This window comes from Brucella tritici, assembly GCF_008932295.1.
Classification (GTDB): domain Bacteria; phylum Pseudomonadota; class Alphaproteobacteria; order Rhizobiales; family Rhizobiaceae; genus Brucella; species Brucella tritici.
Window position 1 is genome coordinate 17792 of record NZ_WBWA01000022.1, and the last position, 26590, is coordinate 44381.

Sequence of the window (26590 nt, forward strand, 5' to 3'; positions counted from 1 at the left end):
GTGGTAGCTCCTGTGATCTGCGTTATTGCGGAGTTACGCGAACGCCCGGACAGGGGCTTGCACCCGGAGGGGCGCAGCGCAGCGGAGCACCTTGGCGGACATGAATTTTGTTGCGCGAGGAGCGCCGAAGGCGCGGGGAAAATTCATGTCCGACAAGGTTGCTGGCCCCTGGCCGGGTGGTAGTCTACGCAGCAATGAATAACGCAGCTCACAGGAGCGGGGCATGAAGCACATTGCTCCCTCCAAGCCACCGGCCGTAGCCGGTTTCAACGCGGCAGGATTGGAACATTATTGCGCTGGCCCGACGGCCTCAATGCGGTGAAACTGCCCTTCTTCTTCGAGGCTGCGCGCAGCGCGTGGGATCGGGACCTGCGGCGCGATCGCGCCGCACCCAATGGCTTCGCGGCCTTGGCCAGCGACCATATTCCGCGTCAGTCCGATCGTTACCCGAATGGGCCGAAACAGGCTGGCCGCGCGCCTTGTCCGGAACAGGCCGGGATCGGCACGCTTGCGTGACGGTGCTGGCCGTTGTGTAGGCTGGCGCGCGGCCTGACTGGTTCGGTGAGCCGGTGCGCCAGAACCGGCGAATAGAGCGGCGGTGCCGTAAGGCAGACGCCCAATAGACGCCCCTGCTTTTTTCTAATTGTCATGAGGCTGCGGATGGTCATATTCAAAGTTGATGCGGCAATACAACTTATGCTTTCCAAGGGTCGCCGTTCGTGATGTACGTACCGCGATCCGTCATGACGTTAATTACTCCGCTCAATTCGGTTTGCCTGTGGAGCGGAATCTAGGACCGAACGGCCCTGCGCCAACGCCTGCGCTGACGAATTTCCCCGCGCCTGCGGCGCTTCCTCGCGAAGCAAATTCGCCAGCCTTTCGGCGTCCTCCACGATGTTGCGGCCCTAACGGGTGACGCATGTCCCGTGTTCGCTCCGGTGTTTCCGCATCGGCAACCGAAAAGAGGAGTAATACCGATGACTGACCTCGTGAATTACATCAAGATCGACGGCGACAAGGTCGCAGGTAACATCGCCACGATCACCTTTGATATCGACGTGACCGGCGAGCCGGTCCACAGCGAAAACCCGGCGGCTCCGGTCTACCGTCTTTACGGCAAGTCTCCGCGCAATCGCCGGATCGAAGTTGGCGGCATCTGGAAGAAGAAGAACCAGCGAGGCGGCGAATACTACACTCTTTCGGTCAACACCGGTTTCGCGAAGCTGAATGCGAACCTTGGCCGCTATCCGGGACAGGACGACGACACCCTGATGGCGGTCATTCCTTGGGACTGACGCGGAAGCGGGCGGCGCTCAGCGCCGCCCGCCTTTGGCTGCTTATCGCAGCCGCGTCGATCTTCCCCCTTGCATGCGCGGCATAAAGTTGATTCTGCTTTATAAAGCGAAAATGCAAAGAGGAAGCTCTGAATGAGATTGCCGCGACTGCTGTTGAGTATACCCCTCCTGTTCGCCCTCCCCTCGGGCGAAATGTCGGCGCAAGCCGCCGATACGAACTGGCCGATTTGCGGTCGCGGCAAGCGTATCACCTGCATCGTGGACGGCGATACTTTCTGGATGGATCGGGTCAAATACCGTCTTCAGGGCGTGAACGCTCCTGAAGCTGGCGATGGCGCGCGCTGCGCCAAAGAGCGGAACATGGCAGACGCTGCCACAGTGCGGCTCCAGGAGCTTATGCAAAGACCGGGGCTGACGTTTCAGCGCCGGGGCAATGACCGCTATGGGCGCGTGCTTGTGACTGTCCGGACCGCCGACGGCGAAGACGTCGCGGCGCTGATGGTCAAGAGCGGACACGGGCGAACCTATTACGGCGGATATCACGATCCTATGGAGTGGTGCCGTTATTGAATGCACCAGTGCTCGGCTTGTGCAAGTGATGGGTCCTCGCCATGCTCGCGGGCCTTGCCCGCTGCGCGTGGCTCCGGTCCCGGCCCGAAGGCCGCCCTTGCACAAGCCTGCGCGCCGGCGCGGTGCTGAAAGCATCGGGACGAGGGGCATCGCCCCTCGCCCGCTGGCGAGGAAGTTCGATCCGCCTCCGGCGCGGATCGAACAAGGGGCATGAGAAAACTGGCGGAACGCCAAGCGCCCGGGCAGGTTCGATACCTGGCCGGGCGCTAATGGGTTTTTGGGGGAGCTGGCCGCGCCGGAGAGGAGCGCGACCAGCTAACGGCTTATTCAGCCGCTTCGGGGAACTGTTGCTCGGCTTCGACCTCGGTCATGGGAATGCGAACCGGTTCGGGAAGCCAGCCGGTGTTTGCAACCATCCGCTCGGCAATGGCAACGGCCTCGGCCTTCTTGCCTGCTGCTCGGATAGCCGTCGCGGCTTCTTCCCCTTTCACCTCGGCAACCACAGCCTCGATGCTCTTTTTGTTGAGGTGGGAAAGATAGGCATCGCCGGTCGGTTCAAACCAGTTGCGCATATCGACATTGAGGGCGCGGCCTATTTCGTTGGCATGAGCAAGAGCCTTGTCGCGTCCATGAAATTTTGCTTCCACGGCATTGAGGCTATGAGAGGCGGCGAAGGCCAGCAAGACCAGCAACTGGTCGCGAGGCTGATCAAGGCACCATTCCCATAGATCGGCGGGATTGCCGGGGATATGATCGCCATAGCGTTCCTTCAACTCCTGAAACGCAATCCCGGCCTTGCTGTTTTCGGGCTGCTTCATGGACCCTTCCAAGGGCTGATAGGTCAGCTTGATTTCCAAGGCGGTGTGTTCACTCGCATAGCGGTAGACCGCGCTCAAAAGCAGGGCATGAACCACGGCTGCGAGGGCTATATCGGGATTGTCGGCCAGTTCCACGCGAAGGGCAGCGGTCTTCTGCGCTGTCAGGTCCTCGACCAATGCCGCCGAATGGGTCAGCTTGATCGGCGCCGCCTCGCTTTCTCTACTACCCTCATTCTCGCCGCTGTGCTGGCCTTCCTCCTGCTCCTGCTGTTCATCCTCATCGTTGACAAGGCCACGATGCACGGTTGCCCGCCCGTAGTAGTCGAGGCAAACGATCGCCCCGGCGCGCGCCAAATCCTCCGCCTTATAGGCTTCCTGCCGGTCCTTGAGGCTGTCCATTTCCTTTTCGATGGCTTCAAGCTTCGGTTCGGCGTCCTCGTCGGCGTCTCCTGCCTCGATCAATTCGGCAAGGCTGTCATATTCCTCGGCAAGCTGATCAAGCCGCTCCTGATCTTCTGCGCTAATATCTACAGGCTCCGGATAGACGCGGCTCATGCTGTAAATGTCGTCCGGCTGTGCGGAATGAACTTCAACCCATTTCCAGCCCTCAGCCTTGACGCCTTCGGCTTCGGTTTCGAGCTTTTCGAGCACCAGCCTTTCGACTAGGCCGGAATCGGTGGCATAGCCGCCGCTCTCACCGTCGAACAGATCGCGGCGAACGGTCCCGCCAGCCGCTTCAATGGCATCCAAGCCGCCAATGAAACGGATACGCTTGTCGGAAGCCGGGATTTCCTCGGAAGCCAGCATGCGCTTGATGGTGTGGGCATAACGGTTGTAACTGGCGAGGCTATTCCAAACCTGCTCCTGCCGTTCGTGGTCATCCGTGATGGTGAAGGCTGCAAGCTCGTCATAGCTCATCTCACCATTGCGGAAGAGATCGAACAGGACCGGCGACACGCGAGCCAGCGCCATGCGGCGCTTCACGTTTAGCTCCGTGGTCCCGAAACGTACTGCAATTTCGGCAGGGCTTTTCCCCTCGTCGGCCAAGGTCTTGAAGGCCATGAATTCGTCGGCGGGATGCATCCCCTTTCTGACGAAATTCTCGGCAAGGCTGATTTCGGTCGCGTCTTCGCCATCCCACAGGCCGCAATCGACGCCATGGGTTTTTCCGATTTCGCCCTGCTCTGCAAGCAGATTGAGGCCAGCCAGACGCAAACCGCCAGCGGTGACGAAATAGCGGCCCTTCTTTTCGCCCGGACGAATGACAAGGTTATGGATCAGCCGGAAATTACGCGCCTTTATGGAAGCGGCCATTTCCGCGATTTCTGCCGCCTCGTAGGTCTGGCGCACGTTCCGGGGGTCGTGGTCGAGCTTGTTGAGCGGCACTGTGATGTTGTTGGTATCGGTCATGATGTTATCTCCTATTTCCCTTTTCCCGCGAAGCGGTCTTCCTGTCCCGTAAGGGGCAGGAGCCCCGCTCCTGCTCCCGAGCAGTCGGCGATCCGACCGGCGAGAGAGGGGGGCAATGGTGAAAACCGGAGGGGGATCACCCACCCGAAGGGACAGGTGGCGAGGATCCGCGCGGACACGCGCAAAATCCGCACACCTGGTCCTGCACAAGGGCGAGTTCGCCGGCATCGCCGGCGAGCTCGCCCGCGGAAGGATGGGGAGACCGGTTTTCGCCATTGCGGGGGAGAGACGGCCGCACGGTCTTTCCCCCTGAAGGGGATCAACACGCTTGCGAAGCAAGCTCCGCTATTATCGCGTTGAGACAAATCGCTTCTTCGAGCGTTAGGGCGGCATGGCGAAGCACTTGAGCGGTATGAGAACACGAACCAAGATCAGCGACCCGATGCCCCGGCGCATCGAGCCATGCCTTGCGCTGCTTGTGTCCAAACCACCAGCAGGGCCGGACTGGTCATTTGAAATCAAGTGGGATGGCTACCGCCTTGCGGTCCATGTCGAACCTGATGGCGTCCGGGTGCTGACCCGAGGAGGACACGACTGGACGCCAAGATTCACACACATTGCCGACGATGCGCAGCAACTCGGCCACGATACAATGATCCTCGACGGCGAGGCGGTCGTTCTGGATGAACAAGGCCGATCTGACTTCGGCTTGCTGCAGCAAGCTCTCGGCGGACGTGGCGGCAGGCGTTTTGCCCGTGAGGCCATATTCTTCGCCTTCGATCTTCTCTATCTCGACGGTCGCGATCTTACGCACGAGCCCCTTTCCAAGCGGCGGCAGACGCTCGAAAAGGTACTGAACGGCCGTGAAGGCATAATACGCTACTCTGAATCGATTGATGCGGATGGGAACCAGCTCCTCGAGCGCGCTTGCGAACTCGGCCTCGAGGGAATTATCGCAAAGCGTCTCGATCGTCCGTATCGTTCCGGCCGTCATGGCGAATGGCAAAAGATCAAATGCGTGCAGAGCGACACATTCGCGATCGTCGGCTACGAACCGTCGGAAGCGATGCGCGGCGGAGTCGCCCGTCTGCTGCTTGCGGCTCGCAAGAGTGGTGAACTGGTCTACGTCGGTGGCGTCGGAACCGGCTTCACACATAAGTCCGCGCGCGATCTGAAAACCATACTGGACAGGATTTCGGCTCGAAAGGCCCCTGTGGCTCTGAAGCGAAAGAATGCTATCTTTGCCGAACCACGCTATTTCGCGGAAATCGAATATCGCGGATGGACGCGCGAGCCAAGACTACGCCACGCCTCATTCAAAGGGTTACGAGAACCTGCTGATAATTCCGAAGTGTTCGAACTGAAAGACTAGCTAACACCGGAACCTTTCCTATAGCGCTCAGAAGATGAGTGCAGCGGAGGCACTTGGGGGGAGTGTCGCAGTAGGGGTGGTTTGCTGCCTGTCGGCTTTCGTGCAGGATAGGAGTTCAGCGGCTGCCAACTTCAACATCATTCGGAATCGCCATATGATCGACTTGACTACACTAATTACCTACAACGCAATCGTACTTGGCTTCGTTTTCATTCCTGGCCCTGCAACACTTTTAACTGTCGCGCGGGCGACCAGCTCGGGCACAAAGGTCGGTATCGCGACCGGCGTCGGTATCGCGGCTGGTGACGTTGTTCACACGTTCATGGCCATCATCGGAATCTCTGCTGTGATCGCCGCATCGGCTACTCTGTTCAGCATCGTGAAATATGTAGGTGCAGCCTATCTTGTCTATCTCGGCATACAGGCGATCTTAGCGAAAACTCCCTCGGATCCGACCGCCGCCAGAGCACTTCCGATCACCGCGCAGAAAGCATTTAGGCAGGCCATTTTGGCGGAAGTGCTCAACCCGAAGACTGCGCTATTCTTCCTGGCGTTCCTGCCTCAATTCGTCCATCCAGAGAATGGTTCCGTTGCACTTCAACTGATGGTGCTAGGCATCGTCTTTGTGCTTCTGGGCTTGCTCAGCACGGTGATCTTCGCCGTGTCAGCCGCAAGTCTCGGCAACTTTCTCCGCCGCAACCCGATCGTGCTGAAATGGCAGGGTAAGGTGGTCGGTGGAATCTACTGCGCATTAGGTGTCCGATTGGCGTTGCAAGAACGCTGAACTTCGCGAAGTCGCCTGAGTTGCTCGCACAATGCGTAACAGCATGCGCGTAAATTTGGGCGATTTCCAACGGCTATTTTGATGAATATCGGAGAAGACAAGCTGATGGACCATCACGAGGCGCTTAAGTGCGCGCGCACGCTCATGCAGGCTCACCCCCGTATCGTCTTCATGATGTGCGGGATCTCAGGATCAGGGAAGACCACATTCGCCCAAGCGCTTGAGAAGATGGGCTGCCAACGGCTATCCATAGATGAGGAGATCTGGCGCACAAGCGGTCGATTTGGTGTGGACTATTCAGAGCACGATTATCCCGACCTGCAAGCGTCAGTAGAGAAGAGCCTGCGTCGGCAGCTTGTCAAAATGCTGCGGCACGGAACCAAGGCGGTAATCGACTTTAGCTTCTGGAACGCCAAAGCACGGGCCGACTACCGTGAGCTTGTGCAGCGCAACGATCATCACTGCCAACTCGTGTATATGAACGCTCCAGAGAAGGTCTTGCGCGAGCGGTTGATCGCGAGGGCCTCCCGCCAAGATGCTAACGCGGCCTTTCCAATTACAGATGAGCGTTTGCGGCGCTACATCCGGGGCTTCGAACCACCATCTGGCAAAGAAGCGTGGACGGTGGAATAGGGACCAAAGCGCTCATAAGTCATGCTGGTGGCAAAGAATCTCAGGGAGTAGCCGGAGAAATGGAGAGAATCGGAAAAATACGACGCCTTCGTCGATATCCGTTGAAATCAGCCCTTGGTGAAGAGCTTCAGCACGCGGTGCTGACAAAGACAGGTGTATATGGCGACCGGGCTTTTGCCGTGTTGGATAGGGAAAGCGGGAAAATCGCCAGTGCGAAAAGGCCAAGGCTCTGGCGGTCCCTTCTATCGCTCACGGCTCAGCTTTCGGAAGACACTGGCACATTGGCAATCTCTCTGTCCAATGGCCACACCATTCATTCGAACTCGGCAAATATTGATCCAGCTCTGTCCAGCTTCCTCGGACGCCACGTCTCGCTGGTATCCGAGCGCCGGCCCGGAATGCAGTTTGAACGCTCACGACCGGAAGAAGTGCTGGCTCACGGCCTTGATGCCGATGTTGCCTTGGATGTGGGAGAAATTGGTGCAGCCGCCCCGGAAGGAGGTTTTTACGACTTTGCGCCCGTGCATCTCGTCACTGTCGCTTCCTTGGAAGAAATTTCGCGCAAGGCAAACCTCGATGGGCTGGAGGCGGAAAGATATCGGCCCAACATCGTGATCGATAGTTCCGACACCAATCCCTTCATCGAAAACAGTTGGTCAGGCCAGAAATTGCAGATCGGCAGCGCAGTGCTGGAGATCATGGTGCCTACGCCTAGATGTGCCGTGCCGACTTTGGCTCACGGTCTCGGGCTTGAGCCGAAACCAGATGTATTACGAGCAATCCATGCGCAGAACCGCGTGGACATACCAGATGTCGGGGCATTTCCATGCCTTGGAGTTTACGCAAAGGTTCTTCACTCAGGGGACGCAGCGCCGGGAAATTCAGTGCTCATCGCTTAGTCCGTCTGCACCATTCCCATGGTCGGCAGCTAACGTATGTCAAATTCAGAAGTGGTCGTAACCTATGAAATTCAACAGACGGATATTCTTGCTCGCAGCCGGCTCGATGCTGACTGGCTGTGCTTCCTCGGAAACGGAGCGGGTTGGATTGGATCGGCCAGCACCTTCGAACCGAGGCGGACAGACAGTGGACTATGAAACAAGCGAGCCGGCCGGAACGATCATTGTCGAGCCATCCCGGTATGAACTGCTGCTGATACAGGGCGGCGGCAAAGCCCTCACCTATCCGGTCGGCGTCGGGAAAGCAGGCCACAGTTTCAGCGGGCGGGCGACAGTCGGCCGCAAGGAAGAATGGCCTAAGTGGACGCCGACGGCGAACATGATTGCCGCCGATCCTGACGGCAAGGGCCGACTAGCGGGCGGTGTCCAAGGGGGTGCGGCGAATCCTCTTGGCGCTCGCGCGCTCTATCTGTTCCAGGGCGGTCGGGACACGCTTTATCGCATTCACGGCACGAATGATCCAAGTTCGATCGGAAAATCCGTATCGAGTGGATGCATTCGCATGTTTGACCGTGATGTGATCGATCTATATGAGCGCGTGCCGATCGGAGCGCCGGTGATCGTCAGGGGATGACGGTGTTCCTGGGATCGTTTGTGGTATTTCGGGCTTCCGCGAGCGATCTTACCATAGGTAGCTGCAACATGTATTGATCCACGACCTTAGCAACCGCAAGAGAGGTAACACCTGCTCCGTTTGACCTCAAAAGCGCGCTTGCCAGATCATTTATCGCTCTTTGCCAGTTTGGCGTCTGAATGTCGTCGTATAAGGCCTTCTTAATCTCGCTCTCTGGATCAGGGCGGTGTGTAATGAATCTCGCGAGTGAGGCCATGGCCTGCACTTTCGCCAAATCCTTCGACGCTCCCATTGAGTAAGCTACAGCATCAATGTTTGACCATTTCCGCTCTGCCATTCCCCCGGCCAAACAGACGGCTATTTCTCTGACCAACATTTGCCAAACATCCTCAAGCGTATCTGCAGCAATCAATGGATTTCTATGAACGGACAATCCTAGGTCGCCATCAACTGCCCTGCGATAAACAGATACGCCCACAATTTCCGCACCGAGAACTGATGCAACAAGGGCGTGACCGGCTTCGTGTTTCGCGGTGGAGCGCCGTCCTTGCGGTGTATAGAGCCACCAAATCCATCGCGTGAGCCGTCGAAGCCATTGGATGCATATAACAGCGCTCAGCGTCAAAAGCACGGCTAACACCGCACCTGTAAAAAAAGCAAAGTTCAATGCGTGATCGACGTCAATTGGAGCGTCAGATACAGGTGGCGGTGCAATCATGCTATTATAGCGCCTGTGCAATTAGATCAAAGACGCGGCTTGGCAACCTTGTCCATATCGACGCCCTGCTTCAACTTGGCCTCTATGGCAGCATCCAGGGCGGTCTGATGACCATAGGCCCGCTTGACATCGACAAGGGTGAATTCTGCCGAGTTTAGTTCGGGCTGGAATGTGCTCATGCTGACGACCATGATCCCGTCGCACCGGTCATCCTTAATAACAGAATTTCGCTCCCCAACCTGATATTTCCCTAAGTACTGCCATTGACTGTGAAAGAATGCTGCGCATGGCTTCTGCGCGATCTCAATGTTTCGATTATCGGATGACCGCTGGACTTCTACAAAATCGCAAAGGCTTCCTTCGTTGACGCGATTGCAATTTTCCTTGGTTTTGGGAGCTTCGGTATCCGAGACCAAGCGGCCATTCGCGTAGAGATAGTATAGCTTGAGGAATCCGCCTTCATCTTCGACAATAGAAGGCTGACCGTATTTCTCGGCAACTTGCTTTCGGAAAACGTCTGCGGTCGTAAAGGTCTCAAATCCCACGATACGACGAATCGAAAGCGCTCTGTTATCGTAGACCTCGGAAGCAAAATTCACGTAGACCTGATTCTTTCCGTCACTAGTTCCAGAAGCGATCTCGTTGACGAACTCAATCTCGGCGCGTGCGCCTTCAGGCGTTGATACCGATCCCTTCAGCCGGGTTTCTTCCGGCTCACGACCGTCCGGAAATTCGGCCTTCAGCTTCGTCTTTACGTCCTCTATCGTATCGCCGGGGTGAATACCGAGAATGTCGAAGTTGGCGGATTTCTCGAAACGATCGCCGGCCGGGCTCCTATCGACGGTCTCGAAGGTTTGCGCGATCGCTGTCGAGGCACTGAGCGCCGAGAGGGCGGCTACGATGACAAGGCAAGATTTCATGTCCCCTCCCCTCCCATTTATCGCCAGACGAGCGGCGTAGGCTTGCCGTCAGCGATCGGCATGTCCGACTGGCCGCATGTCTTGCCCTTGTAGGTCATGCCCTTGGAAACCGGTTTTCCTTCGTCAGTGAGGCAGACTGCGGTCAGGTCATAAGGGCTTTTTTGGGCGGTCGTGCAGCCTGCAAGGGCGACCATGGCAAAGGCGATGTAGGTGAACTTCATAAGCGGAAACCTCGTTATAGCTGACGGGAATAGCGATACTTAGCAAAATGCCGCATAAAGCATCAACCGCATCTGCTACATCTCGAAAGTCTTGCCCTGCTCATGTCCCTGCTGGTGGCTGTGAGCCGCCTGCAGGGTGTTGGCCTGCTCGAAGGTTTCTGCGCGTGAGACGATGAACTGCGCGCGCGAAAAGCCCGCCGTGAACGCCTCAAGCCGTTCCGGCGAAGCATTCGGAATCGCACGCGAAAGGCGGTCCCGGTCGAGCTCCAGCGAACCGGGAGCGCCAAAGCGGTCACGAATGTTGGCGATGAAGCTGCGCAATTCGGTCAAGGCTTGCTTATGGTCGCCCTGTCCGAGCACTGCGCCCAGCTCGTGGGCGGGTGTCTTTTCAACCCGGCCGACCAGCTCGCGGGCGGCGGCTGACAGATCGTTGACCGGCTCGCGCATAAGAGCGCGAAAGCGCTCTTCGTCGCGGCGAAGGTCTACGGTCAGGGAGCCATGCACCTGCCCGAAATCATGGAGCGCAGCGACGGCGAGCGGAACGGCGGCAATGGCCTTTTCACGGATCGCGTCATCGCGACCGAAAAGGCTGCGGTTGCCGTGAAGCGAGCCGAAGGCCTCCGGATTGGTTCGCATTTCCTGAGCAAATTCGGAAACGGGACGGCGTTCAACCTCGATGCGGTTACGCAGTTCGGCAAGGACCGCTTGCGGATCTTGCCAGACTGCTGAGACCGCCGTCTCAAGGCGGCTTTTCGCAGCCTGCATGGTCGGCCGGGCCGAAATCCTGTCCGCCACGGTCTCATCGATGCTTCGCGGCCAATCGGTAACGGCGGCAATGAGCGGCGCTTGCGCCTGCTCATGCGCCGGTTGGAGTTGGCGAGGATCAGAAGCGGCGAAGGAGAGCCGCGCGCCGGATTCCGGTCGCGGCTCCGGCAGATCGACCACATTGCCTATGATGATCGCGCCATCATCCCTCTGCATCATGAAGTTGCGACCAGCCGCACCGCTGAAGACGCCGCTGTAATCCTGCCCCGGTTCGGTCGTCGCCATATAGATACCGTCCCAGGCCGTGACGTGCGGGGCCTGCACAGGGCGGAAGCGCTCAATAGCCTGCTGCGCGACCTCGAGCGCGTTCACGCGATCGGGGTCGGTGATTTCCGCGAACATGCGACGCATGGGCGCCAGGTCGCCGCGTTCATGGGCGGCGACTGAGACGAACGTCATGCGTTCGTCGGAAATCACACCGAATTCGAGCGGATGCCCTGCCCTTTCGGCAAGGGCCGCGAAGAATTCACGCTGAGTCCGGCCGTTGCCTTCGCGAAAAGGATGGATGGAATTCATCCGGGCGAAGGCGTCGGCCGCTTCCGTTGCGAAGGTTTCGCGATCAAGGCCACGCAAGAAGTTGCGGGATTCGAGATCCGACATGAGGCTATTCAAGCCTCTGTCGATCTCGTTGCCGATCGCGAAATCCTTACCGCCAATCTTGTGCATGGCAGGCATTGAGGCCTGCGTACCGTCAGCGAAAGTGAATGGATGATGGCGCAGCTCGCCCGCCCATTCAAACACGTCCTGAAACAGGTGCTTATGAAGCGCCTGAAGATGGGCCGTGTCGAAAGTGGGTTCGGGGCCGAGACCGCTTCGCAGTTCGAGAAGCCGGATCGCAAGAACCGGGTGCTCGGCCGCTTCTAGCGCCTCGTGTGTCTCGGCCCCTATCTTGTTTCGAAGGGTCTCGCCGTCGGCGAGCGTAAACGACATGCCTACTGGATGCCGAGAATGGACTTAACGCGCGGCATCATCTCGTCAAGCTCGATCTCGCCAGCAATGAACGCGTCAAATACCGGCTGGCATGCCGGGTTCGGGCGAAGACCTTCCATAGCGTTCGAACGAAATGCGCTGCGAACCATCTTGCGACGGCGCTCCATTTCATCGGCGGTGATGGCCGGGGCCTTCTGCTTGAGAGCTAGTGCCATGGCTTTTCTCCTCTCGTTGCTACCGGCTTACCTGCCAAGCGCTTATCCAGTTTCACTATCAGCATTTCCGCACCTCCGGTCAGGCTGCGGAAAGCGCCCGTTCAACTGCTTCCGGTTCCTTCTCGATGATGGTGAGAAGGATGCGGGACGGAGCATCGATATTGGACCGGCCCTGTTCCCAATCGCGGACGCGACCGAAGGAAAATCCGTACCGGGCGGCAAACGCCTTTTGGGACAATCCGGTTTTCTGACGGATGGCGCGAACGTCCACCTGTGGCGGGATATGAATAACATATTCCGCCGGATCGGCCTCGCCCTTGGCAAAAGCAAGAGCTTCCCGTGCGCCCTGCAAAATTCGTGATCCTGCCTTGCTCATTTTCGACTCCTGAGTTTCTTCACCTGTTCACTGACGCTTTCCCTCCATATTTGCGGAAGGACTGTCAGAATTTTACGCAGCTCGTTTCGATCTGCCTTCGATAGGTTCGCCTGCGTGTCCTTGCTGTAGATATCGAGCAAGAACACCGGAATATCCTCGTCGGCATAGAAGGTGATGATCCGATAGCCGCCGCTCTTTCCCTTGCCGCGACCGCCAAAACGGACCTTTCGCGCTCCACCTGTGCCGGCCATGATATCGCCCGCGTCCGGATTCGACGCGAGGAAGGACACAATCTCGTTGCGCTCCTCCTCACTCACATTTTCATCCTTGGCGGATGACAGATAGGCGGGTGTTTCAATGACCGTGTGCATGGGTATTAAGTACAGAAATTCCGTACATTTGTCAAGCAACATATGCGGAATTTCCGCACCTACATTTTCACCACATATTGGCGAGCTGGCGGCGGGATATCCCCCTGTGCATTGACCCAACAAGGTGAGACGGGAATCTTCCGGCCATCGGCAAGGGTGCGAATGGTCGGCCTGCGCCAGTGGGGCTTAACCTTCCACCCTCCGCCTCCGCCTGATCCGGATCGCATCATTTCGCTCTCGCGGACGTCGATGACGATCCGTGGGCTTGTCGATTGCGTTCATGTGGGTTATCCCTATATCCAATAATTCAAGGATTGTTGAATAATGGAAGAACGTCAAGCCCTTTTATCATTCGCTGCGCTGTCGCAAGAAACACGTCTCGCCATTATCCGTGCGTTGGTCATTGCTGGCCCAAAAGGAATGGCTGCTGGCGCCATTGCGGAACGCATGGGCGTGTCGGCGACAAACGTCTCGTTTCATTTGAAGGAGCTGGAGCGGTCGGGATTGATCTCCCAACGCAGGGAATCCCGCTCCATCATCTACAGTGCCCGCTACGACGCTCTTGCTGATCTCGTCAAATTCCTAATGGAAGACTGCTGCGCCGGACATCCGACAGTGAGGGAAAATATCGAGCGTAGCGACGGTTGCTGCATCAGAGCCAAAAAGGGTGACGACGTTGCATAACTCGAAAATTCCTGCGGGGATTGTCTCCGCTCTCGGCCTCACACAAATCATAGGATACGGAACCCTCTATTACAGCTTCAGCATCCTAGCCCCCAATATGGCGAAAGACCTCGGCCTTTCGCTTGCAGAAGTGTTCGGCGTATTTTCGGCATCTCTGTTCATCGGCGGTCTGTCAGCTACCTATATCGGCAAACAGATGGATCGGATCGGCGCAGCGACGATCATGACGTTCGGCTCGGCCCTTGCGGCTCTCACGCTTGCCCTTTGCGCCTGGTCGCCATCGGTCGCGATCTTCGCCGTTGCGATCATCATGCTCGAAGTGTCCTCCGGAATGGTGCAGTATCAGGCGGCATTCGCCGCCTTGGTTGAGAGCGATCCCAAAACGGCCTCCCGAAGCATCACATACCTGACGCTGATCGGCGGCTTCGCATCAACGATTTTCTGGCCGATCTCGGCTGCACTTTCCGGATGGCTGTCCTGGCGCGAAATCTACCTCGTCTTTGCAGGAATGAACCTCTTTCTTTGTATGCCCCTTCACTTCTGGATCATGCGCGTTGGCAGATCTGCATCGAGTGGCGATCCATCGGTCCGCAAGCGTGAGACGGTGATCGGGGCAATCCCTCCTCATGCCCGACGGCGAGGAATGATCCTTGTGTCATCTGCATTCGCGCTCCTCGGCTTTTCGCTGGCGGCAATCCTCGCCCACATGGTGCCGATGCTTGGGTCGCTGGGACTCGGAGCGGCTGCCGTCGTCATTGGTTCAATCTTCGGCCCGGCACAGGTGCTGAGCCGTCTTATCAATATGGTCTTCGGGAAGAACCTGTCACCGCCGGGACTTGCCGTCCTCTCGGCTTTGCTGATCGTCGTCGGTGTCCTGATCCTGCTCGTAACGGATAGCTGGCTACCGGGCGCGGTCGCCTTCGCTATCTGCCTTGGGCTTGGCTCTGGCATCAACAGCATCGCACAGGGTAGCCTGCCGCTCCATTTGTTCGGATCGGATGGATATGGCGCAATCACGGGTAAGATGGCCGCGGCTCGGCTGGCAGTCGGTGCTGGCGCGCCATTCGTGTTTGCGGTCGCCATAGAAAATATAGGCATGAGCTCGGCGCTTATCGCAAACGCCTGTCTTGGTGCCATCAGTGTCGTGGCATTCGTTGCAGTCGCCGCATTGTCGCGGCCAGTATCGACAGGATCGCCTGAGATTCCTAGTTAGCGTTCCGGTGCACCAAGCGCGAGGTCTCTGTTCGGCTTACCCTTGTCACCCCTGCGTTGCGTTGAATTCGCAAAGTTCTTCATGAGGCATTGACATCGAGGCATTTATTTCTACATTTCAATCAATATTGAAATTTCGATGTCCGACTTTGTTTCAAGATCGCCCCAAGGAGGGGCCACCTGAAAAGCGAAGTAAAGGGCAACGTTCACCGGTATGTCCGGGGAGCAATAACAGTCTGATGAAACTACGTTGTCCATAATATTCCCGCGAGCTGAGTTACAGTAATGAATGAGCAACAAATTCTAGACGCGTTCGGCGCACTCTCCCAGCAAACACGGCTACGGGTCTTAAAGAAACTTGTTATTGCCGGACCCGCTGGACTTGCGGCAGGCGCGATCGCAGATGCCGTAAATGTTTCCGCTTCCAACATCTCCTTCCATCTCAAGGAACTCGAACATGCAGGACTCATCGCAGCGCGGCGCGAGGCACGCTCCATAGTCTATAGCGCCGATTTTGAAGCTCTCCGCCAACTCGCCCGCTTCATGATGGAAAACTGCTGTGTTGGTGAGAAATTTGACTGTTCAACAAAGCCAAAACCCGGCCGACATCTACCGTCGGTCGGAAAGACAATACAAGTATCGTAAACACGGAGCTACACATGGCCGATATACCGGCAGCATCGATTGACTTTATTCGCCAGCCTGACCTGACAGCGCTTCGTCCCACATTTTCAGTGCACAAGCCACGCATCCTCATCCTGTATGGCTCGCTTCGAAAAATTTCTTTCAGCCGTCTTCTGGCCGAGGAAGCAGGTCGTCTTCTCGAACACCTCGGATGCGAAGTTCGATTTTTCAATCCGGAAGGGCTACCCCTACCTGATGGGGCGCCGGAGACCGATCCGAAAGTTGCGGAGTTGCGTGAGCTCTCGCTCTGGTCAGAAGGTCAGGTTTGGGTCAGCCCCGAGCGCCATGGGGCGATGTCCGGCATTATGAAAGCGCAGATTGATTGGATTCCTTTGACGACCGGTTCTGTGCGTCCCACGCAGGGCAAGACACTTGCGGTCATGCAAGTGTCCGGCGGATCACAGTCGTTTAACGCCCTCAACCAAATGCGTGTTTTAGGTCGCTGGATGCGCATGATTACCATCCCAAATCAGTCGTCGGTCGCAAAAGCGTGGCAGGAATTCGATGGGGACGGCCGCATGAAGCCATCGGCCTATTACGACCGCGTCGTCGATGTTTGCGAGGAACTCGTCAAATTTACGCTACTTACGCGTGACGCATCCGACTATTTGACCGACCGCTACAGCGAGAGAAAAGAGGATGCTGCGAAGCTCGAACAACGGGTTAGCCTAAAATCCCTTTAATCTTGTCACCATCTGGCAGAAGCAGCCCCAAAAGTGACCAACAGCCAGCGCCATCATAATGCTGGGTCGAAGACGTATGCGGGTTATGGAAGGCATCGAACTGGCCCAACGGCTCTATTGGGCCGTCGCTCCATTACCAACTTAGTTCCAGGGCGGTGCGACCAGCACCGTCAGTTGGACTGTTTTTTGCCCAAAGCAAACGATTTCGCCTCGCGGGCCTCGCGAGTAAAGGGGCCGCCGATAAAACGGGAGCAGCTTACAGCTCCGCTCGCTTTACTTGCATTCGTATTCGCAAACATTTGACCATCGGAAATTGAGCGTGGAGACTTTTCAGACACTTATCATTGCTGGTGGTCAGGCTGGCCTGGCGACAGGTTGGCACCTTCCGCAGCAGCAGATCGATTTCCTGATACTGGAAGCCGCCGACCGATCCGGTGGCGCCTGGCGCAACTACTAGGCTTCTCGAGATCGTATCGGCTCTACCCTCGCCATCACTGTAGCGATGCAACCAGCCGAGGGATCATATCTCGCGCCGTCCTTCCCGCTCCGAGCAGCGTGGCAGACGCTGCGCCTGTCCAGCTTCCATAACCGGCAAGCCAAAGGCGAGACTGTTTCAGCGATTGTCCATCCTTGACCTCGACTTGACCATCCGGCCTGACGACATCGAGATCACGGAGGTGATCCAGCGCTGGACGAAACCCGGTGCACCAGATGACCGCATCAAAATCACTGCTTGTTCCGTCCTGCCATATGACGCCTTGTTCATGAAAACGCAAGAATGGCCGTACAGATCCGAGTGCACCCCGGTCTCTTGCGTCTCTGACAGGTGGTACCATGACGATGTCGCCAAGGCCGCCGGTTGGAGACCCATCGTCCTTTCCAAGAGCGCGGGCGGTCGCGCGTTGAAATAGCACGTGCCCATCGACGTCGTCCGGCAAAAAGATCGGAGGCTGAGGCGTCACCCAGATGGTTTTAGCGACCGTCGATACCTCTGCCAGAATTTGGGCACCGGAATTTCCACCACCGACAATGGCGACGTGCTTGCCCGCAAATTCGTCAGCAGAAACATAGTTAGCAGAATGGATTTGCTGGCCTGTAAAATCGGCGGCGTTGGGATATTCTGGAATAAACGGGTGGCGCCAACTGCCAGTCGTGCTCAAAACTGCTCGTGCTCGCCACCGTCCTTTATCTGCGATCACTTCCAAAGCTCCATCAACGCTTCTGACGGATGTGACGACCATGGGGCGCTCTATAGGAAACTTATATCGCTCCTCGTAGCGCGTCAGATAATCGATCACCTCACTCTTTGCCGGATAGCTAGCTTTGGTTCTCGATGGCATCATCCAGCCGGGCAGCGAACTGAACGATGCCGGTGAGAACAGATGGAGCGAATTCCATCCATGTCTCCATGCGCCACCCGGCCCATCGTCTGCATCGAGCATCACGAAACTGAGGCTGGCGCGACGCAGGTAGTATGCTGACGCCAGGCCTGCTTGCCCGGCGCCAATCACAACGACATCACAAGTTTCGGAAGTCATTGCGATCCCTCCCCGTTTTTATTCCGCGGGGCTGCCTGCCGTCCTGACAAAATACTTTCGACCCATCCAAAGCGCCATTTGCACGAGTAGGATCAGAACTGGAACCTCAACGAGAGGACCGATAACCGCAGCGAAGGCGACCGGAGAGGCCAGACCGAATGCAGCGATGGCAACGGCAATCGCGAGTTCGAAATTGTTGCCTGCGGCTGTAAAGGCAACGGCAGTCGTTCTCGGGTAGCTGGTTCCGACCGATTTTGCCATCCAGAAGCTGACCAGAAACATAACGATAAAGTAAATCGTCAGCGGGATCGCAATCATTACTACGTCGCCAGGCAGTCTGACGACATCGCCGCCCTTGAGGCTGAACATCGCCACAATAGTAAACAGCAGCGCAGCCAGCGTGATCGGGCTGATTTTGGGCAGGAAAACGTTCTCGTACCAGTCGCGACCTTTGCTCGCGGTCAAGATACGGCGGGACAGATAGCCCGCGAGGAACGGGATTCCGAGATAAATCAGCACGGCCTCGGCGATCGTCCAGAACGACACGTCGATAACGCTACCTTCAAGGCCAAACAGAGGCGGCAAGAAAGTAAGGAAGAACCAAGCGTAAACGCTGAAAAACAGAATCTGGAAAATCGAATTGAAGGCGACGAGGCCCGCAACATATTGGTTGTCACCCTTGGCAAGCTGGTTCCAGACCAGCACCATGGCGATGCAGCGCGCAAGACCGATCAGGATCAGGCCTGTCATGTATTCGGGATAATCCCGTAGAAAAATCACCGCCAGGGCAAACATCAGGACCGGACCGATGATCCAGTTCTGTAGCAGGGAAATACCGATCGTCAAAGCGGACCTTTGCCAAAGGTGGATACATCATCAGGATGAGACCGATGGCAATCGGAATGTTGGTCGTTCCGACGGAGAGGCTGTCGAGCGCGGCTGGCAGGCCGGTAAAAACTGTGCCGAGAAGCACGCCGAGTGCCATGGCTGCGAAAATCCAGACCGTCAGGTAGCGGTCGAGGAAAGAAAGGCGAAGTGTTGGTTCCTTGGGACGCATTTGCGTTCTCCCTGGCAAAGAAACATCGTCCGCAGTCTTCACAGGAAGATTGCGGTGACACGAGTTCGGATTGAAAGTTTCAGACTAGATGACGCGGCGGCCGGCTTCGTCGACGACGACCTCACCATCTTCCTTGGTGAAAGCCGCCCTCTGCTCAGCCGGCAGAATATCGAGCACAGCTTCCGATGGACGGCAGAGTTTAACGCCCAATGGCGTGACGACGATCGGACGGTTGATGAGAATGGGATGCTCCATCATAGCATCGACAAGTTGCGCATCCGTCAAAGATGTGTCGCTGAGCCCGAGCTCGGAGTACGGCGTTCCCTTTTCTCGAAGTAGTTCGCGTGGGGAAATCCCCATGCGAACAATCAATTGTTCCAAGAGCGGCCGGGAGGGCGGCGTTTTAAGATACTCGACCACATGTGGTTCGATGCCCGCGTTGCGGATCATGGCCAACGTGTTGCGCGAGGTGCCGCATTCGGGATTGTGGTAGATGACGATGTCAGTTTGGTTGCCCATTAAAATTGGACCCTTTGTCAGATGAATTTGAACTATGTCGCCAGCATCCGGGGCTGGCGCGATCTTCTCATGTAAGGTGTGCCGTCAGCACCGAAAAGCACGAGCCGTCGGCTCTGTCGCTCCGCTCAACCTACCGTCTGGATATCAGGCTGAAGTCCGTTCAGGATTGGTGGACCCATCGATGGTGCCAATTTGCCGCAACCTTGTCTCGAGCGCCATGCGATCAAGCGATTCCAACGGCAGGCTAAGAAACGCCGCGATCCTGTTTTTCAGGAAACGGGCCGCTTGGGCGAAGGCGCGCTGCACTTCCATCTCTGAGCCTGTAGCGGCTGCGGGATCTTCAATACCCCAGTGAGCGGTCATTGGATGGCCGAGCCAAACCGGACATGCTTCACCAGCCGCGCTGTCGCAGACCGTGAAGATGAAATCCATCTGCGGAGCACCCGGATCGGCGAATACGTCCCAACTTTTCGAGGAGAAGCCGGTCGACGGATAACCAAGAGCAGCCAACTCCTTGAGAGCGTGCGGATTGACTTCGCCCTTTGGCTGACTGCCAGCCGAATAGGCGACAAACCGGCCAGCACCTTCCTTGTTGAGAATGGACTCAGCCAGTATCGAGCGTGCCGAGTTTCCCGTGCACAGAAACAGCACGTTGAATGTCTTTTCGGTCATGAGAGTACCTTTTCCGGGATGCAACATGGAGTGAGTTCAGCGATAAGCGGGGCGCAGAGTTCTGCGTTGCCGCCACAACAATCCTTGAGGAGAAATAGCGTCAATTCTCGCAGTCTCTCCATCTCTGCGCGGTACGTAATGACCCTGCTTCGACGCTGGGACGAAACCAGCCCTGCACGTGACAGAATGTTAAGGTGCGCGGACATCGTATTTTGTGGCACGATGAGCGCACGAGCGATATCGCCCGCGGGCAAGCCATCGGGTTCGTGTTTGACGAGAAGACGAAAAGTTTCGAGCCGGGTTGGCTGGGCGAGTGCCGCGAGGGCGAGAATTGCATTTTCCTGTTCCATATATCCAGATTACTGGAAATGTGGACAAAGTCAATTGGCTCGCGTTTATTTTGCCGTTTACTAGCTCTCGCCAAAGGGTGCGGCGTCGTCCTGAATGATGGGATTAGAGCAGAACAGGCATTTGAGGATCGAAACACCGAAGGACGGATCATCGGTCCATACGACGCGCCCATCTCTTTTAAGAGCCGGCTGCTTCAGCGCTTTGAACATTCTCGCCACGACTGCGATCAGCAACGCCCCGCAAGAAACTCCCGAACGACGCAGACCGCGTGAGGCGTTTATTCGATGGTGCGATGCCTAGAAAAGGGTAACTCACTCGGCACGCCCTGCTAATTAGCCGATGGCGCACACATACAGAAAGCGCGATACGGCGGCGATGAGAATATCCGGAAGTGTTCGGATTTCCGAACATCGCTGAAATAAATGCCGAAATTATGTGCAGTATTATTTAGTTAATTTATTTTTGCTATAATATAAATTCCCGATAACCTGAGTTACTCCGACTTAACCAGGTCAAAAATTGTCCTTTTGCTACGTATATACGAATATAGCAACATCAATATGATTCTTCTGTGACGATAATATCGAAAAATTAACTGTAGAACCCCAATATAGTCCTTCTGAAACTAGGGGGATCCACGTGTCAAACTACGCAAATCAGCCGCTCATTCCATTTTCGAAAAGTCTGAGAACGCGATTCTTTGCGCTGTTCCTCATGTTTATCCCACTAGTCGCCGGGCTCGGCGGTTATTTCGCCTATAATTTTTACTGGCAAGAAGTGGGAACGTCGCTCGGTGGACTGATGAATTTCGTCGATGCTAAACAGCAGGGCGTCATTCGGTTTCTCGGCCAGAACGAAAAGCAAGCTAAGCAATTGGCTGGGCTGGCCGAACACCTCAACCCGGCCCAACTCTCAGATCACTTTGCGCGCATCGTGAAATCCGATGTCTTCGATATTGAAGATCACCCTTTCAAGGATGAGATCAAGAGCGGCTCGCGGCACATCGCGGCAACCAACGTCTACCAATACATTGACTACATCGTCGGCGACAAGATCGTGGCCTCTTCGGACCAGAAACGCATCGGCCAAAGCTTCGACAAAAATATTGACGTCAAGCCAGGCTATTCCGATGTTTGGCGCGATAGCTCCGGCAACGCGGTCTTGACTTTCGCAGCCACAACCGACCGCGGGACTGTCTATGTCCATGCCAACGCACTGATGTTGAGCAACATTGTCGACGGTGAGATTGGCAACCTTGAGGGCGGAGCTGGCGCATTCTATCTTGCGGGTATCGGCAAGACGTTCGACTATTACATCGTCAACAAAGATAACGTGATGATCACCGAGTCTCGAGTCATCCCGAATGCGGTATTGTCCGCAAAGGGTAGCCAGGAACCATGGCAACTGACCATGATGACGGCTGGAGTTGTTTGCTCGTCCAGCGGAAAATACGTCACGAGCGGCAACTGCACCACGGGATGCCGCGAGGCAATGGGCTTTTATACGGGTCCTACGGGGAAAGAAATGCTGGGTGTTTCCATGCCATTTTATGATTCCGGCTGGACGATCGTCGTTGAGCAGGAAGCGTCAGAATTGCTTGGTCCAATGCACCGGATGTTTCTGACAGTTGCAGCGATTGCGATTGTTGCATTTTCGCTGCTAGGCGCATTCATCGTCTACATGGTGTTGGGAATGACCGGCCGCATCACAACGCTGACAAATAAAATGGCGGCACTGGCGGCGGGTGATCTTAGCGTCGAAGTTCCGTTTGCCGATCGGGCGGATGAGATTGGCTCGATGGCCGGTGCGGTTGAAGTGTTCAAAAGAAATGGACTAGCTGTTCGAGACCTTAATGCGCAAGAAGCTGTTCTTCGCGGTAAAAGCGCCGAATTGCAATCGAGCATCGCAACTGTTGTAGCCGCGGCCGCAGCAGGCGATTTCACCGGGAGAATCGAAAAAGACTATAACGATCCAGACCTGAATAGATTTGCTGGAAGCGTAAATGCACTCGTAGAAAGTGTCGATGGCGGGATCAACGAGACGAGAAGAGTCATAGCATCCCTGGCGACCGGCGACCTTACAGAAAGCATGACGGGCCGATTCCAGGGAGCTTTCGCAGAGCTTCAGACGAATGTGAACGAGACCCTCGCCACATTGCAACGAACCTTGAGAGAAGTTCGGACGACCAGCGATACCATCAATGGCAACTCATCTGAACTGAGGTCGGCTGCTGATGATTTGTCGAAGCGAACCGAGCAACAGGCGGCGGCACTTGAGCAAACATCCGCCGCTCTGGATGAGATCACCTCGGCGGTTCGCCAGTCCAGCGATCGCGCCCAAGAGGCGACACTGTTCGTCAGTGATGCCAAGAAGAGCGCGGCTCAGTCTTCAACCGTGGTTAAGACCGCCGTCGATGCCATGGGCCGCATCGAGCAAGCTTCGGTCGAGATCGGCCAGATCACCAACGTGATCGATGAGATCGCCTTCCAAACCAATCTTCTGGCTTTGAACGCGGGTGTCGAGGCCGCACGAGCCGGAGAGGCTGGCAAAGGCTTTGCGGTTGTGGCGCAGGAAGTTCGTGAGCTGGCGCAGCGAGCAGCGTCCGCCGCAAAAGACATCAAGCAACTGATTTCAAAATCAGGCTCTGAAGTGGCAATGGGGGTCAAGCTGGTACAAGAAACGGGTTCCGCACTCAACACAATTGAAACTCAGGTTTTAAAGATCAACGATCACATTCAGGCCATAGCCACCGCTGCGCGGGAACAATCGACAGGCTTGGCCGAAGTCAGCAGCGCCGTGAATCAGATGGATCACGTCACCCAGCAGAACGCGGCTATGGTCGAAGAAGCCAATGCTTCAACCCACAAGCTTTCGGCGGAAGCAGACAATCTCGTCACGCTCATTGGAAGATTTAGGCTGGAAAGCGCCTTGAATAGCGATCTGACCAGCACCTCCCGATTTTCGAAATCGACAGCGGGTTCGCTCCGGCTTGAAAATGGGACTGTGACGCACGCCTTGCCTGTACGGCGCGTGATAGCCAATGTCACTCGCGCTTCCTCGTCCGGGTCGGCAGGCTCAGCACTCAAGAGTGAGGCGTGGGAGGAATTTTAAGGAGCTCGCAGCAGATCCGGTCAGGTCTGCCGCATAATTATCAATGAGAAGCAGAAAGTGGAAAATGACGACTGCCCCCATAATGCCCCTTTCACGCATCGAGGTCCCAGGCGGCGGCACCATAGGAATGATGCCATGTCCCGGCAGAAGCGACAGCATATTGGCCGAAGTCAGCAAGTTGAAAGAATTGGGCGTAGATGTCGTTGTCAGCCTGATGCAGGATCAAGAGTTTCCGGACCTTGCTGGCTTTTCGGAAGTGATGCGGTCGAGTGCGATAGAATGGATACGACTTCCTGTCATGCCAAACAGTATTCCTGACGAAGCGAGCGATTGGAAGTCGGTACGTTTTATACTTATCGACCGTATTGCCGATGGAAAGTTCGTCGCAATTCATTGTTGGGGCGGGCTGGGCCGCACGGGAATGATTGCCGCAGACCTGCTTACTGCGCTCTCATACGAACCCAGCGAAGCCATAACTCTAGTACGTGATGTGAGGCCAGGTACAATCGAGTCTGAGGCACAGGAACGATGGATAACGCGGATACAAAACCCCAACGTAACTAGCTGACGACACTGCGGCTGGCCGCAGCGCGCCTACGTGGGGAAGCTCACATGATCACTTTGCGCACCGCGGCCGAGATCCACTCCGAGACCAACACCGTGACGAGTATAAGAACGAAGATCGTCGTCACCTGCGGCCAGGCCAGCATGTTGAGCGACGATTGCAGCTTCAACCCGAGACCGCCCGCGCCAACGAGGCCGAGAATGGCCGATTCGCGGATGTTGATATCCCATCTGAACACAGTCATGCCGAGAAACGAAGGCAAAACCTGCGGCACGATCGCATAATCGATCACCTGCATTCGGCTTGCGCCGCTCGCTTCCACAGCCTCGACCTGGGATTGATCGATTTCCTCGATGGCCTCGTAGAGAAGTTTCCCGACGAAGCCGATCGAGCGCAACGCGATAGCGATGATGCCGGCTAGCAGTCCCGGCCCTAAAATGGAAACGAGAAGCAGCGCCCAGATCAGAGAGTTGATGGACCGCGACGCGACAATGAGAAACAGCGCAACGGGCCTCAGGAAAAGCAGGCTGGGCGTCGTGTTTCGGGCAGCAAGGAAGGCGATCGGTACGGCGAGCATGGTGCCGGCAAGCGTGCCTAGGGTCGCCATATTAAGCGTGTCCCAGAGCGGGACCAGCAATTCGCTCACATAGGACAGGCGCGGCGGGAAGGCTCGGGACAGGATATCGCCGCCTTGCCTCGGGGCGTCCTGAACGAAGGCCCAGATCGTGTCCTTCGTCATAATTTGCCAGCAGAACATGAAGAGCGCGACGAGCGCGAACCAGCCCAGCCATTGTAGAAGTTCGGTGCGCGCTGGAAGTTTGCGCCAGCTCTTGCCGCCGTGGATTGCGTTGGAAACCGGCATTACTGAATCCGTTTGCGAATGAGGCTCGAACCGTATTCGGCCAGCATGACGATGACGATGATGAGAATAAGAACGGCACCCGCGCTGTCGTATTCGTAGCGGTCAATGGACGTGTTCAACGTCGCCCCGATGCCCCCGGCCCCGACGATACCGATGACAGCCGACTCGCGGAAGTTAATGTCGAAACGATAAAGCGACAGGCCGATCAGCCGGGGCATGACCTGCGGCTGAACCGCGTAATTGACGAGTTGCAGCCAGGAAGCACCGGTCGCGCGGATCGCCTCTGCCTGCTTTTCGTCGATTTCCTCGATGGCTTCGGCGAGCAGCTTGGCGATGAATCCGATCGTTGAGAAAGCCAGCGTGAGGAAGCCTGCAAAAGGACCGAAGCCGAACATGGCGACGAGCAGGATGGCGATGATGATTTCCTGAAAGGCGCGCGATACGGCAATGATCGAACGGCAGACATAGTAGATGGCCGCTGGCGCCAGATTACGAGCCGCGCCGACGCCGATCGGGATCGATATGAGGATACCGACGATCGTCGAACAGACGGTCATGGTCAGGCTTTCCTGCAGTCCGGCGGCGATATCGCGCCAGCGCGAGGTGAAGTCGGGAACCAGAAAACCCTGCAGGAAGCGCCAGCCACGATCGAGACCCTCATAGGCCCTCAACCAGTTGACGTCGATGCTAGCAGTGGCGAGCAGCAGGTAGGCCAGCGCTCCGCCATAGACGAGCCAGCGCAGGCCTGCGTTCCTGATGAACAGCGGCGGGCGTCGCCATGTCGTCGGATAGGTTTTCATGTCGGCATGGACCATCAGACCACACCCGCCATGCGTTGGTCGGCGCGTTCGCGCTCTGCGGCTGCGATACGTTCTTCCTGGACGTCGCTTTCGACCTGCTTCTGCATCGCTGCCCAGTCCTCTTCGCCGTAAATGCGTGTCAGGGCGGCATTATCGAGCATGTCCGGCGTGCCATCGAATACGACTTCTCCGGCGCGCAACCCGATGATGCGTTCGACGAATGCCTGCGCGAGCAGGACATCGTGAATGTTGATGATGGCCGGCAGACCACGTTCCCGTGAAATTTCGACGATCAGGCGCATGATCTGCCGAGAGGTTTTTGGATCGAGGGACGCCGTCGGTTCGTCGATCAGGAGAAGTTCCGGGTCTTGCTCAAGAGCGCGTGCAATACCGACACGCTGGCGCTGGCCGCCCGATAGGGCATCGGCGCGCTTGTCAGCATGGGCCGTCAAGCCGACGCGATCCAGAAGCGCGAAAGCACTTTCGACATAGGCGGAGGGGTAACGGCGGAAGAAGCTGCGCCAGAACGGTACGTAGCCAAGCCGCCCGGATAGGACGTTTTCCATCACGGTCAGCCGCTCGACCAGCGCATATTCCTGGAAAATCATGCCGATCCGGCGGCGCGCCACACGCAGTTCACTTCTGGACAGAGCAGTGACGTCAAGGTCGCCGAGAAAAATCTTGCCGGCGCTCGGCTCAATCAAACGGTTGATGCAGCGGATGAGGCTCGATTTTCCGGCGCCCGACGGGCCGATCAACCCGACCACCTGACCCGCTGGAATTTCGAGGCTGATGCTCTTGAGAGCCTTGTCACCGGTCTTATATGTTTTTGTCAGCTCTGAAATTCTAAGCATTATCGTT

Annotated in this window: 30 protein-coding genes and 1 pseudogene; 15 read left to right on the top strand and 16 right to left on the bottom strand. The window is 56.7% G+C overall.

The genetic code is table 11. From position 1 onward, the window contains the following. Window positions 1–291 precede the first annotated feature (291 nt). The 3 genes from F9K91_RS18910 to F9K91_RS18920 all read left to right on the top strand — a co-directional run bounded on the left by F9K91_RS18910 (window position 292) and on the right by F9K91_RS18920 (window position 1865). A complete protein-coding gene (locus tag F9K91_RS18910) occupies window positions 292–516 on the top strand; it encodes a hypothetical protein (protein WP_151678453.1) in 225 nt (74 codons plus the stop codon). Between the two features lie 461 nt (window positions 517–977). Then, the gene (locus tag F9K91_RS18915; protein ID WP_100560273.1) at window positions 978–1295 is read left to right on the top strand and encodes a DUF736 domain-containing protein; all 318 of its coding nucleotides are present in this window, start codon (window positions 978–980) and stop codon (window positions 1293–1295) included. A gap of 132 nt (window positions 1296–1427) precedes the next feature. Next, window positions 1428–1865 (top strand): thermonuclease family protein, encoded by a 438-nt coding sequence (locus F9K91_RS18920; protein ID WP_151678454.1) that lies wholly within the window; start codon window positions 1428–1430, stop codon window positions 1863–1865. Between the two features lie 323 nt (window positions 1866–2188). Here the strand turns inward: F9K91_RS18920 and F9K91_RS18925 are convergent, their stop codons facing one another. Then, window positions 2189–4093 carry a ParB/RepB/Spo0J family partition protein gene (locus F9K91_RS18925; protein WP_162757279.1) on the bottom strand — a complete coding sequence of 635 codons (1905 nt, stop codon included), beginning with the start codon at window positions 4091–4093 and terminating at the stop codon, window positions 2189–2191. 412 nt (window positions 4094–4505) lie between these two features. On the opposite strand from F9K91_RS18925, the gene ligD reads away from it, so the two are divergent. From ligD to F9K91_RS18950, 5 genes are all read left to right on the top strand, one after another. After that, complete coding sequence (gene ligD, locus F9K91_RS18930) at window positions 4506–5465, top strand: non-homologous end-joining DNA ligase (protein ID WP_235913294.1); 960 nt, start codon at window positions 4506–4508, stop codon at window positions 5463–5465. A 154-nt stretch (window positions 5466–5619) separates the two neighbouring features. Next, window positions 5620–6249, top strand: coding sequence for a LysE family translocator (locus F9K91_RS18935; protein WP_113334177.1), 630 nt, complete (start codon window positions 5620–5622; stop codon window positions 6247–6249). 81 nt (window positions 6250–6330) lie between these two features. Continuing rightward, window positions 6331–6882: a P-loop nucleotide/nucleoside kinase family protein gene (locus F9K91_RS18940; protein WP_151678455.1), complete on the top strand. Its 552-nt coding sequence runs from the start codon at window positions 6331–6333 to the stop codon at window positions 6880–6882. A 59-nt stretch (window positions 6883–6941) separates the two neighbouring features. Continuing rightward, window positions 6942–7781 (top strand): MOSC domain-containing protein, encoded by an 840-nt coding sequence (locus F9K91_RS18945; protein WP_151678456.1) that lies wholly within the window; start codon window positions 6942–6944, stop codon window positions 7779–7781. Between the two features lie 187 nt (window positions 7782–7968). Next, a complete protein-coding gene (locus tag F9K91_RS18950; RefSeq protein ID WP_235913277.1) occupies window positions 7969–8415 on the top strand; it encodes a L,D-transpeptidase in 447 nt (148 codons plus the stop codon). Here F9K91_RS18950 and F9K91_RS18955 read toward each other — a convergent pair. From F9K91_RS18955 to F9K91_RS18985, 7 genes are all read right to left on the bottom strand, one after another. After that, the gene (locus tag F9K91_RS18955) at window positions 8405–9133 is read right to left on the bottom strand and encodes a M41 family metallopeptidase (protein WP_113439535.1); all 729 of its coding nucleotides are present in this window, start codon (window positions 9131–9133) and stop codon (window positions 8405–8407) included. The genes F9K91_RS18950 and F9K91_RS18955 overlap by 11 nt on opposite strands. 26 nt (window positions 9134–9159) lie before the next feature. Then, window positions 9160–10053, bottom strand: a complete 894-nt coding sequence (locus F9K91_RS18960) for a hypothetical protein (RefSeq protein ID WP_100560367.1) — start codon at window positions 10051–10053, stop codon at window positions 9160–9162. Window positions 10054–10070: 17 nt separating this feature from the next. Next, complete coding sequence (locus F9K91_RS18965) at window positions 10071–10274, bottom strand: hypothetical protein (protein ID WP_100560365.1); 204 nt, start codon at window positions 10272–10274, stop codon at window positions 10071–10073. Window positions 10275–10349: 75 nt separating this feature from the next. Then, complete coding sequence (locus tag F9K91_RS18970) at window positions 10350–12029, bottom strand: Fic family protein (protein WP_151678458.1); 1680 nt, start codon at window positions 12027–12029, stop codon at window positions 10350–10352. Window positions 12030–12031: 2 nt separating this feature from the next. After that, window positions 12032–12244: an antitoxin VbhA family protein gene (locus F9K91_RS18975; protein ID WP_100560360.1), complete on the bottom strand. Its 213-nt coding sequence runs from the start codon at window positions 12242–12244 to the stop codon at window positions 12032–12034. Between the two features lie 79 nt (window positions 12245–12323). Further along, the gene (locus F9K91_RS18980; protein WP_100560358.1) at window positions 12324–12620 is read right to left on the bottom strand and encodes a helix-turn-helix domain-containing protein; all 297 of its coding nucleotides are present in this window, start codon (window positions 12618–12620) and stop codon (window positions 12324–12326) included. Further along, complete coding sequence (locus F9K91_RS18985; RefSeq protein ID WP_235913279.1) at window positions 12617–13033, bottom strand: type II toxin-antitoxin system RelE/ParE family toxin; 417 nt, start codon at window positions 13031–13033, stop codon at window positions 12617–12619. Before F9K91_RS18985 ends, F9K91_RS18980 begins: the two co-directional genes overlap by 4 nt. 282 nt (window positions 13034–13315) lie before the next feature. Between F9K91_RS18985 and F9K91_RS18990 the strand changes: the two genes are divergently transcribed. From F9K91_RS18990 to F9K91_RS19010, 5 genes are all read left to right on the top strand, one after another. Further along, window positions 13316–13675: an ArsR/SmtB family transcription factor gene (locus tag F9K91_RS18990; RefSeq protein ID WP_111793746.1), complete on the top strand. Its 360-nt coding sequence runs from the start codon at window positions 13316–13318 to the stop codon at window positions 13673–13675. Then, entirely contained in the window at window positions 13668–14888 is a 1221-nt protein-coding gene (arsK, locus tag F9K91_RS18995; protein WP_151678459.1) for an arsenite efflux MFS transporter ArsK, read from the top strand. Before F9K91_RS18990 ends, arsK begins: the two co-directional genes overlap by 8 nt. A gap of 284 nt (window positions 14889–15172) precedes the next feature. Further along, window positions 15173–15532: an ArsR/SmtB family transcription factor gene (locus tag F9K91_RS19000; RefSeq protein ID WP_151678460.1), complete on the top strand. Its 360-nt coding sequence runs from the start codon at window positions 15173–15175 to the stop codon at window positions 15530–15532. A 14-nt stretch (window positions 15533–15546) separates the two neighbouring features. Then, window positions 15547–16254, top strand: coding sequence for an arsenical resistance protein ArsH (gene arsH / locus F9K91_RS19005; protein WP_151678461.1), 708 nt, complete (start codon window positions 15547–15549; stop codon window positions 16252–16254). A gap of 319 nt (window positions 16255–16573) precedes the next feature. Next, window positions 16574–16711: an NAD(P)-binding protein gene (locus F9K91_RS19010; RefSeq protein ID WP_235913280.1), complete on the top strand. Its 138-nt coding sequence runs from the start codon at window positions 16574–16576 to the stop codon at window positions 16709–16711. Between the two features lie 34 nt (window positions 16712–16745). Here the strand turns inward: F9K91_RS19010 and F9K91_RS19015 are convergent, their stop codons facing one another. The 5 genes and pseudogenes from F9K91_RS19015 to F9K91_RS19035 all read right to left on the bottom strand — a co-directional run bounded on the left by F9K91_RS19015 (window position 16746) and on the right by F9K91_RS19035 (window position 20390). Further along, window positions 16746–17792, bottom strand: coding sequence for an ArsO family NAD(P)H-dependent flavin-containing monooxygenase (locus F9K91_RS19015; protein WP_151678462.1), 1047 nt, complete (start codon window positions 17790–17792; stop codon window positions 16746–16748). An 18-nt stretch (window positions 17793–17810) separates the two neighbouring features. Then, window positions 17811–18849 (bottom strand): annotated as a pseudogene (gene arsB, locus F9K91_RS19020) (ACR3 family arsenite efflux transporter). Between the two features lie 84 nt (window positions 18850–18933). Next, window positions 18934–19368, bottom strand: a complete 435-nt coding sequence (gene arsC / locus F9K91_RS19025) for an arsenate reductase (glutaredoxin) (protein ID WP_151678463.1) — start codon at window positions 19366–19368, stop codon at window positions 18934–18936. A 144-nt stretch (window positions 19369–19512) separates the two neighbouring features. Next, window positions 19513–20040 carry an arsenate reductase ArsC gene (locus F9K91_RS19030; RefSeq protein WP_151678464.1) on the bottom strand — a complete coding sequence of 176 codons (528 nt, stop codon included), beginning with the start codon at window positions 20038–20040 and terminating at the stop codon, window positions 19513–19515. Then, window positions 20037–20390: an ArsR/SmtB family transcription factor gene (locus F9K91_RS19035; protein WP_151678465.1), complete on the bottom strand. Its 354-nt coding sequence runs from the start codon at window positions 20388–20390 to the stop codon at window positions 20037–20039. Before F9K91_RS19035 ends, F9K91_RS19030 begins: the two co-directional genes overlap by 4 nt. Before the next feature lie 715 nt (window positions 20391–21105). On the opposite strand from F9K91_RS19035, the gene F9K91_RS19040 reads away from it, so the two are divergent. Together F9K91_RS19040 and F9K91_RS19045 are read left to right on the top strand one after the other, a co-directional pair. Then, a complete protein-coding gene (locus F9K91_RS19040) occupies window positions 21106–23502 on the top strand; it encodes a methyl-accepting chemotaxis protein (protein WP_151678493.1) in 2397 nt (798 codons plus the stop codon). Window positions 23503–23566: 64 nt separating this feature from the next. Beyond that, complete coding sequence (locus F9K91_RS19045; protein ID WP_151678466.1) at window positions 23567–24070, top strand: phosphatase domain-containing protein; 504 nt, start codon at window positions 23567–23569, stop codon at window positions 24068–24070. Window positions 24071–24110: 40 nt separating this feature from the next. Here F9K91_RS19045 and phnE (F9K91_RS19050) read toward each other — a convergent pair whose 3' ends face one another. Genes phnE (F9K91_RS19050) through phnC form a run of 3 tightly spaced genes read right to left on the bottom strand, consistent with a single transcriptional unit; the run spans window position 24111 to window position 26583 of the window. After that, the gene (gene phnE, locus F9K91_RS19050; RefSeq protein ID WP_151678467.1) at window positions 24111–24929 is read right to left on the bottom strand and encodes a phosphonate ABC transporter, permease protein PhnE; all 819 of its coding nucleotides are present in this window, start codon (window positions 24927–24929) and stop codon (window positions 24111–24113) included. Next, the gene (gene phnE, locus F9K91_RS19055; protein WP_151678468.1) at window positions 24929–25744 is read right to left on the bottom strand and encodes a phosphonate ABC transporter, permease protein PhnE; all 816 of its coding nucleotides are present in this window, start codon (window positions 25742–25744) and stop codon (window positions 24929–24931) included. The genes phnE (F9K91_RS19050) and phnE (F9K91_RS19055) overlap by 1 nt, the downstream gene beginning before the upstream one ends. Beyond that, on the bottom strand, window positions 25744–26583 hold the full coding sequence (gene phnC, locus F9K91_RS19060; protein WP_151678469.1) for a phosphonate ABC transporter ATP-binding protein: 840 nt from the start codon (window positions 26581–26583) through the stop codon (window positions 25744–25746). The genes phnE (F9K91_RS19055) and phnC overlap by 1 nt, the downstream gene beginning before the upstream one ends. Window positions 26584–26590: the final 7 nt, after the last annotated feature.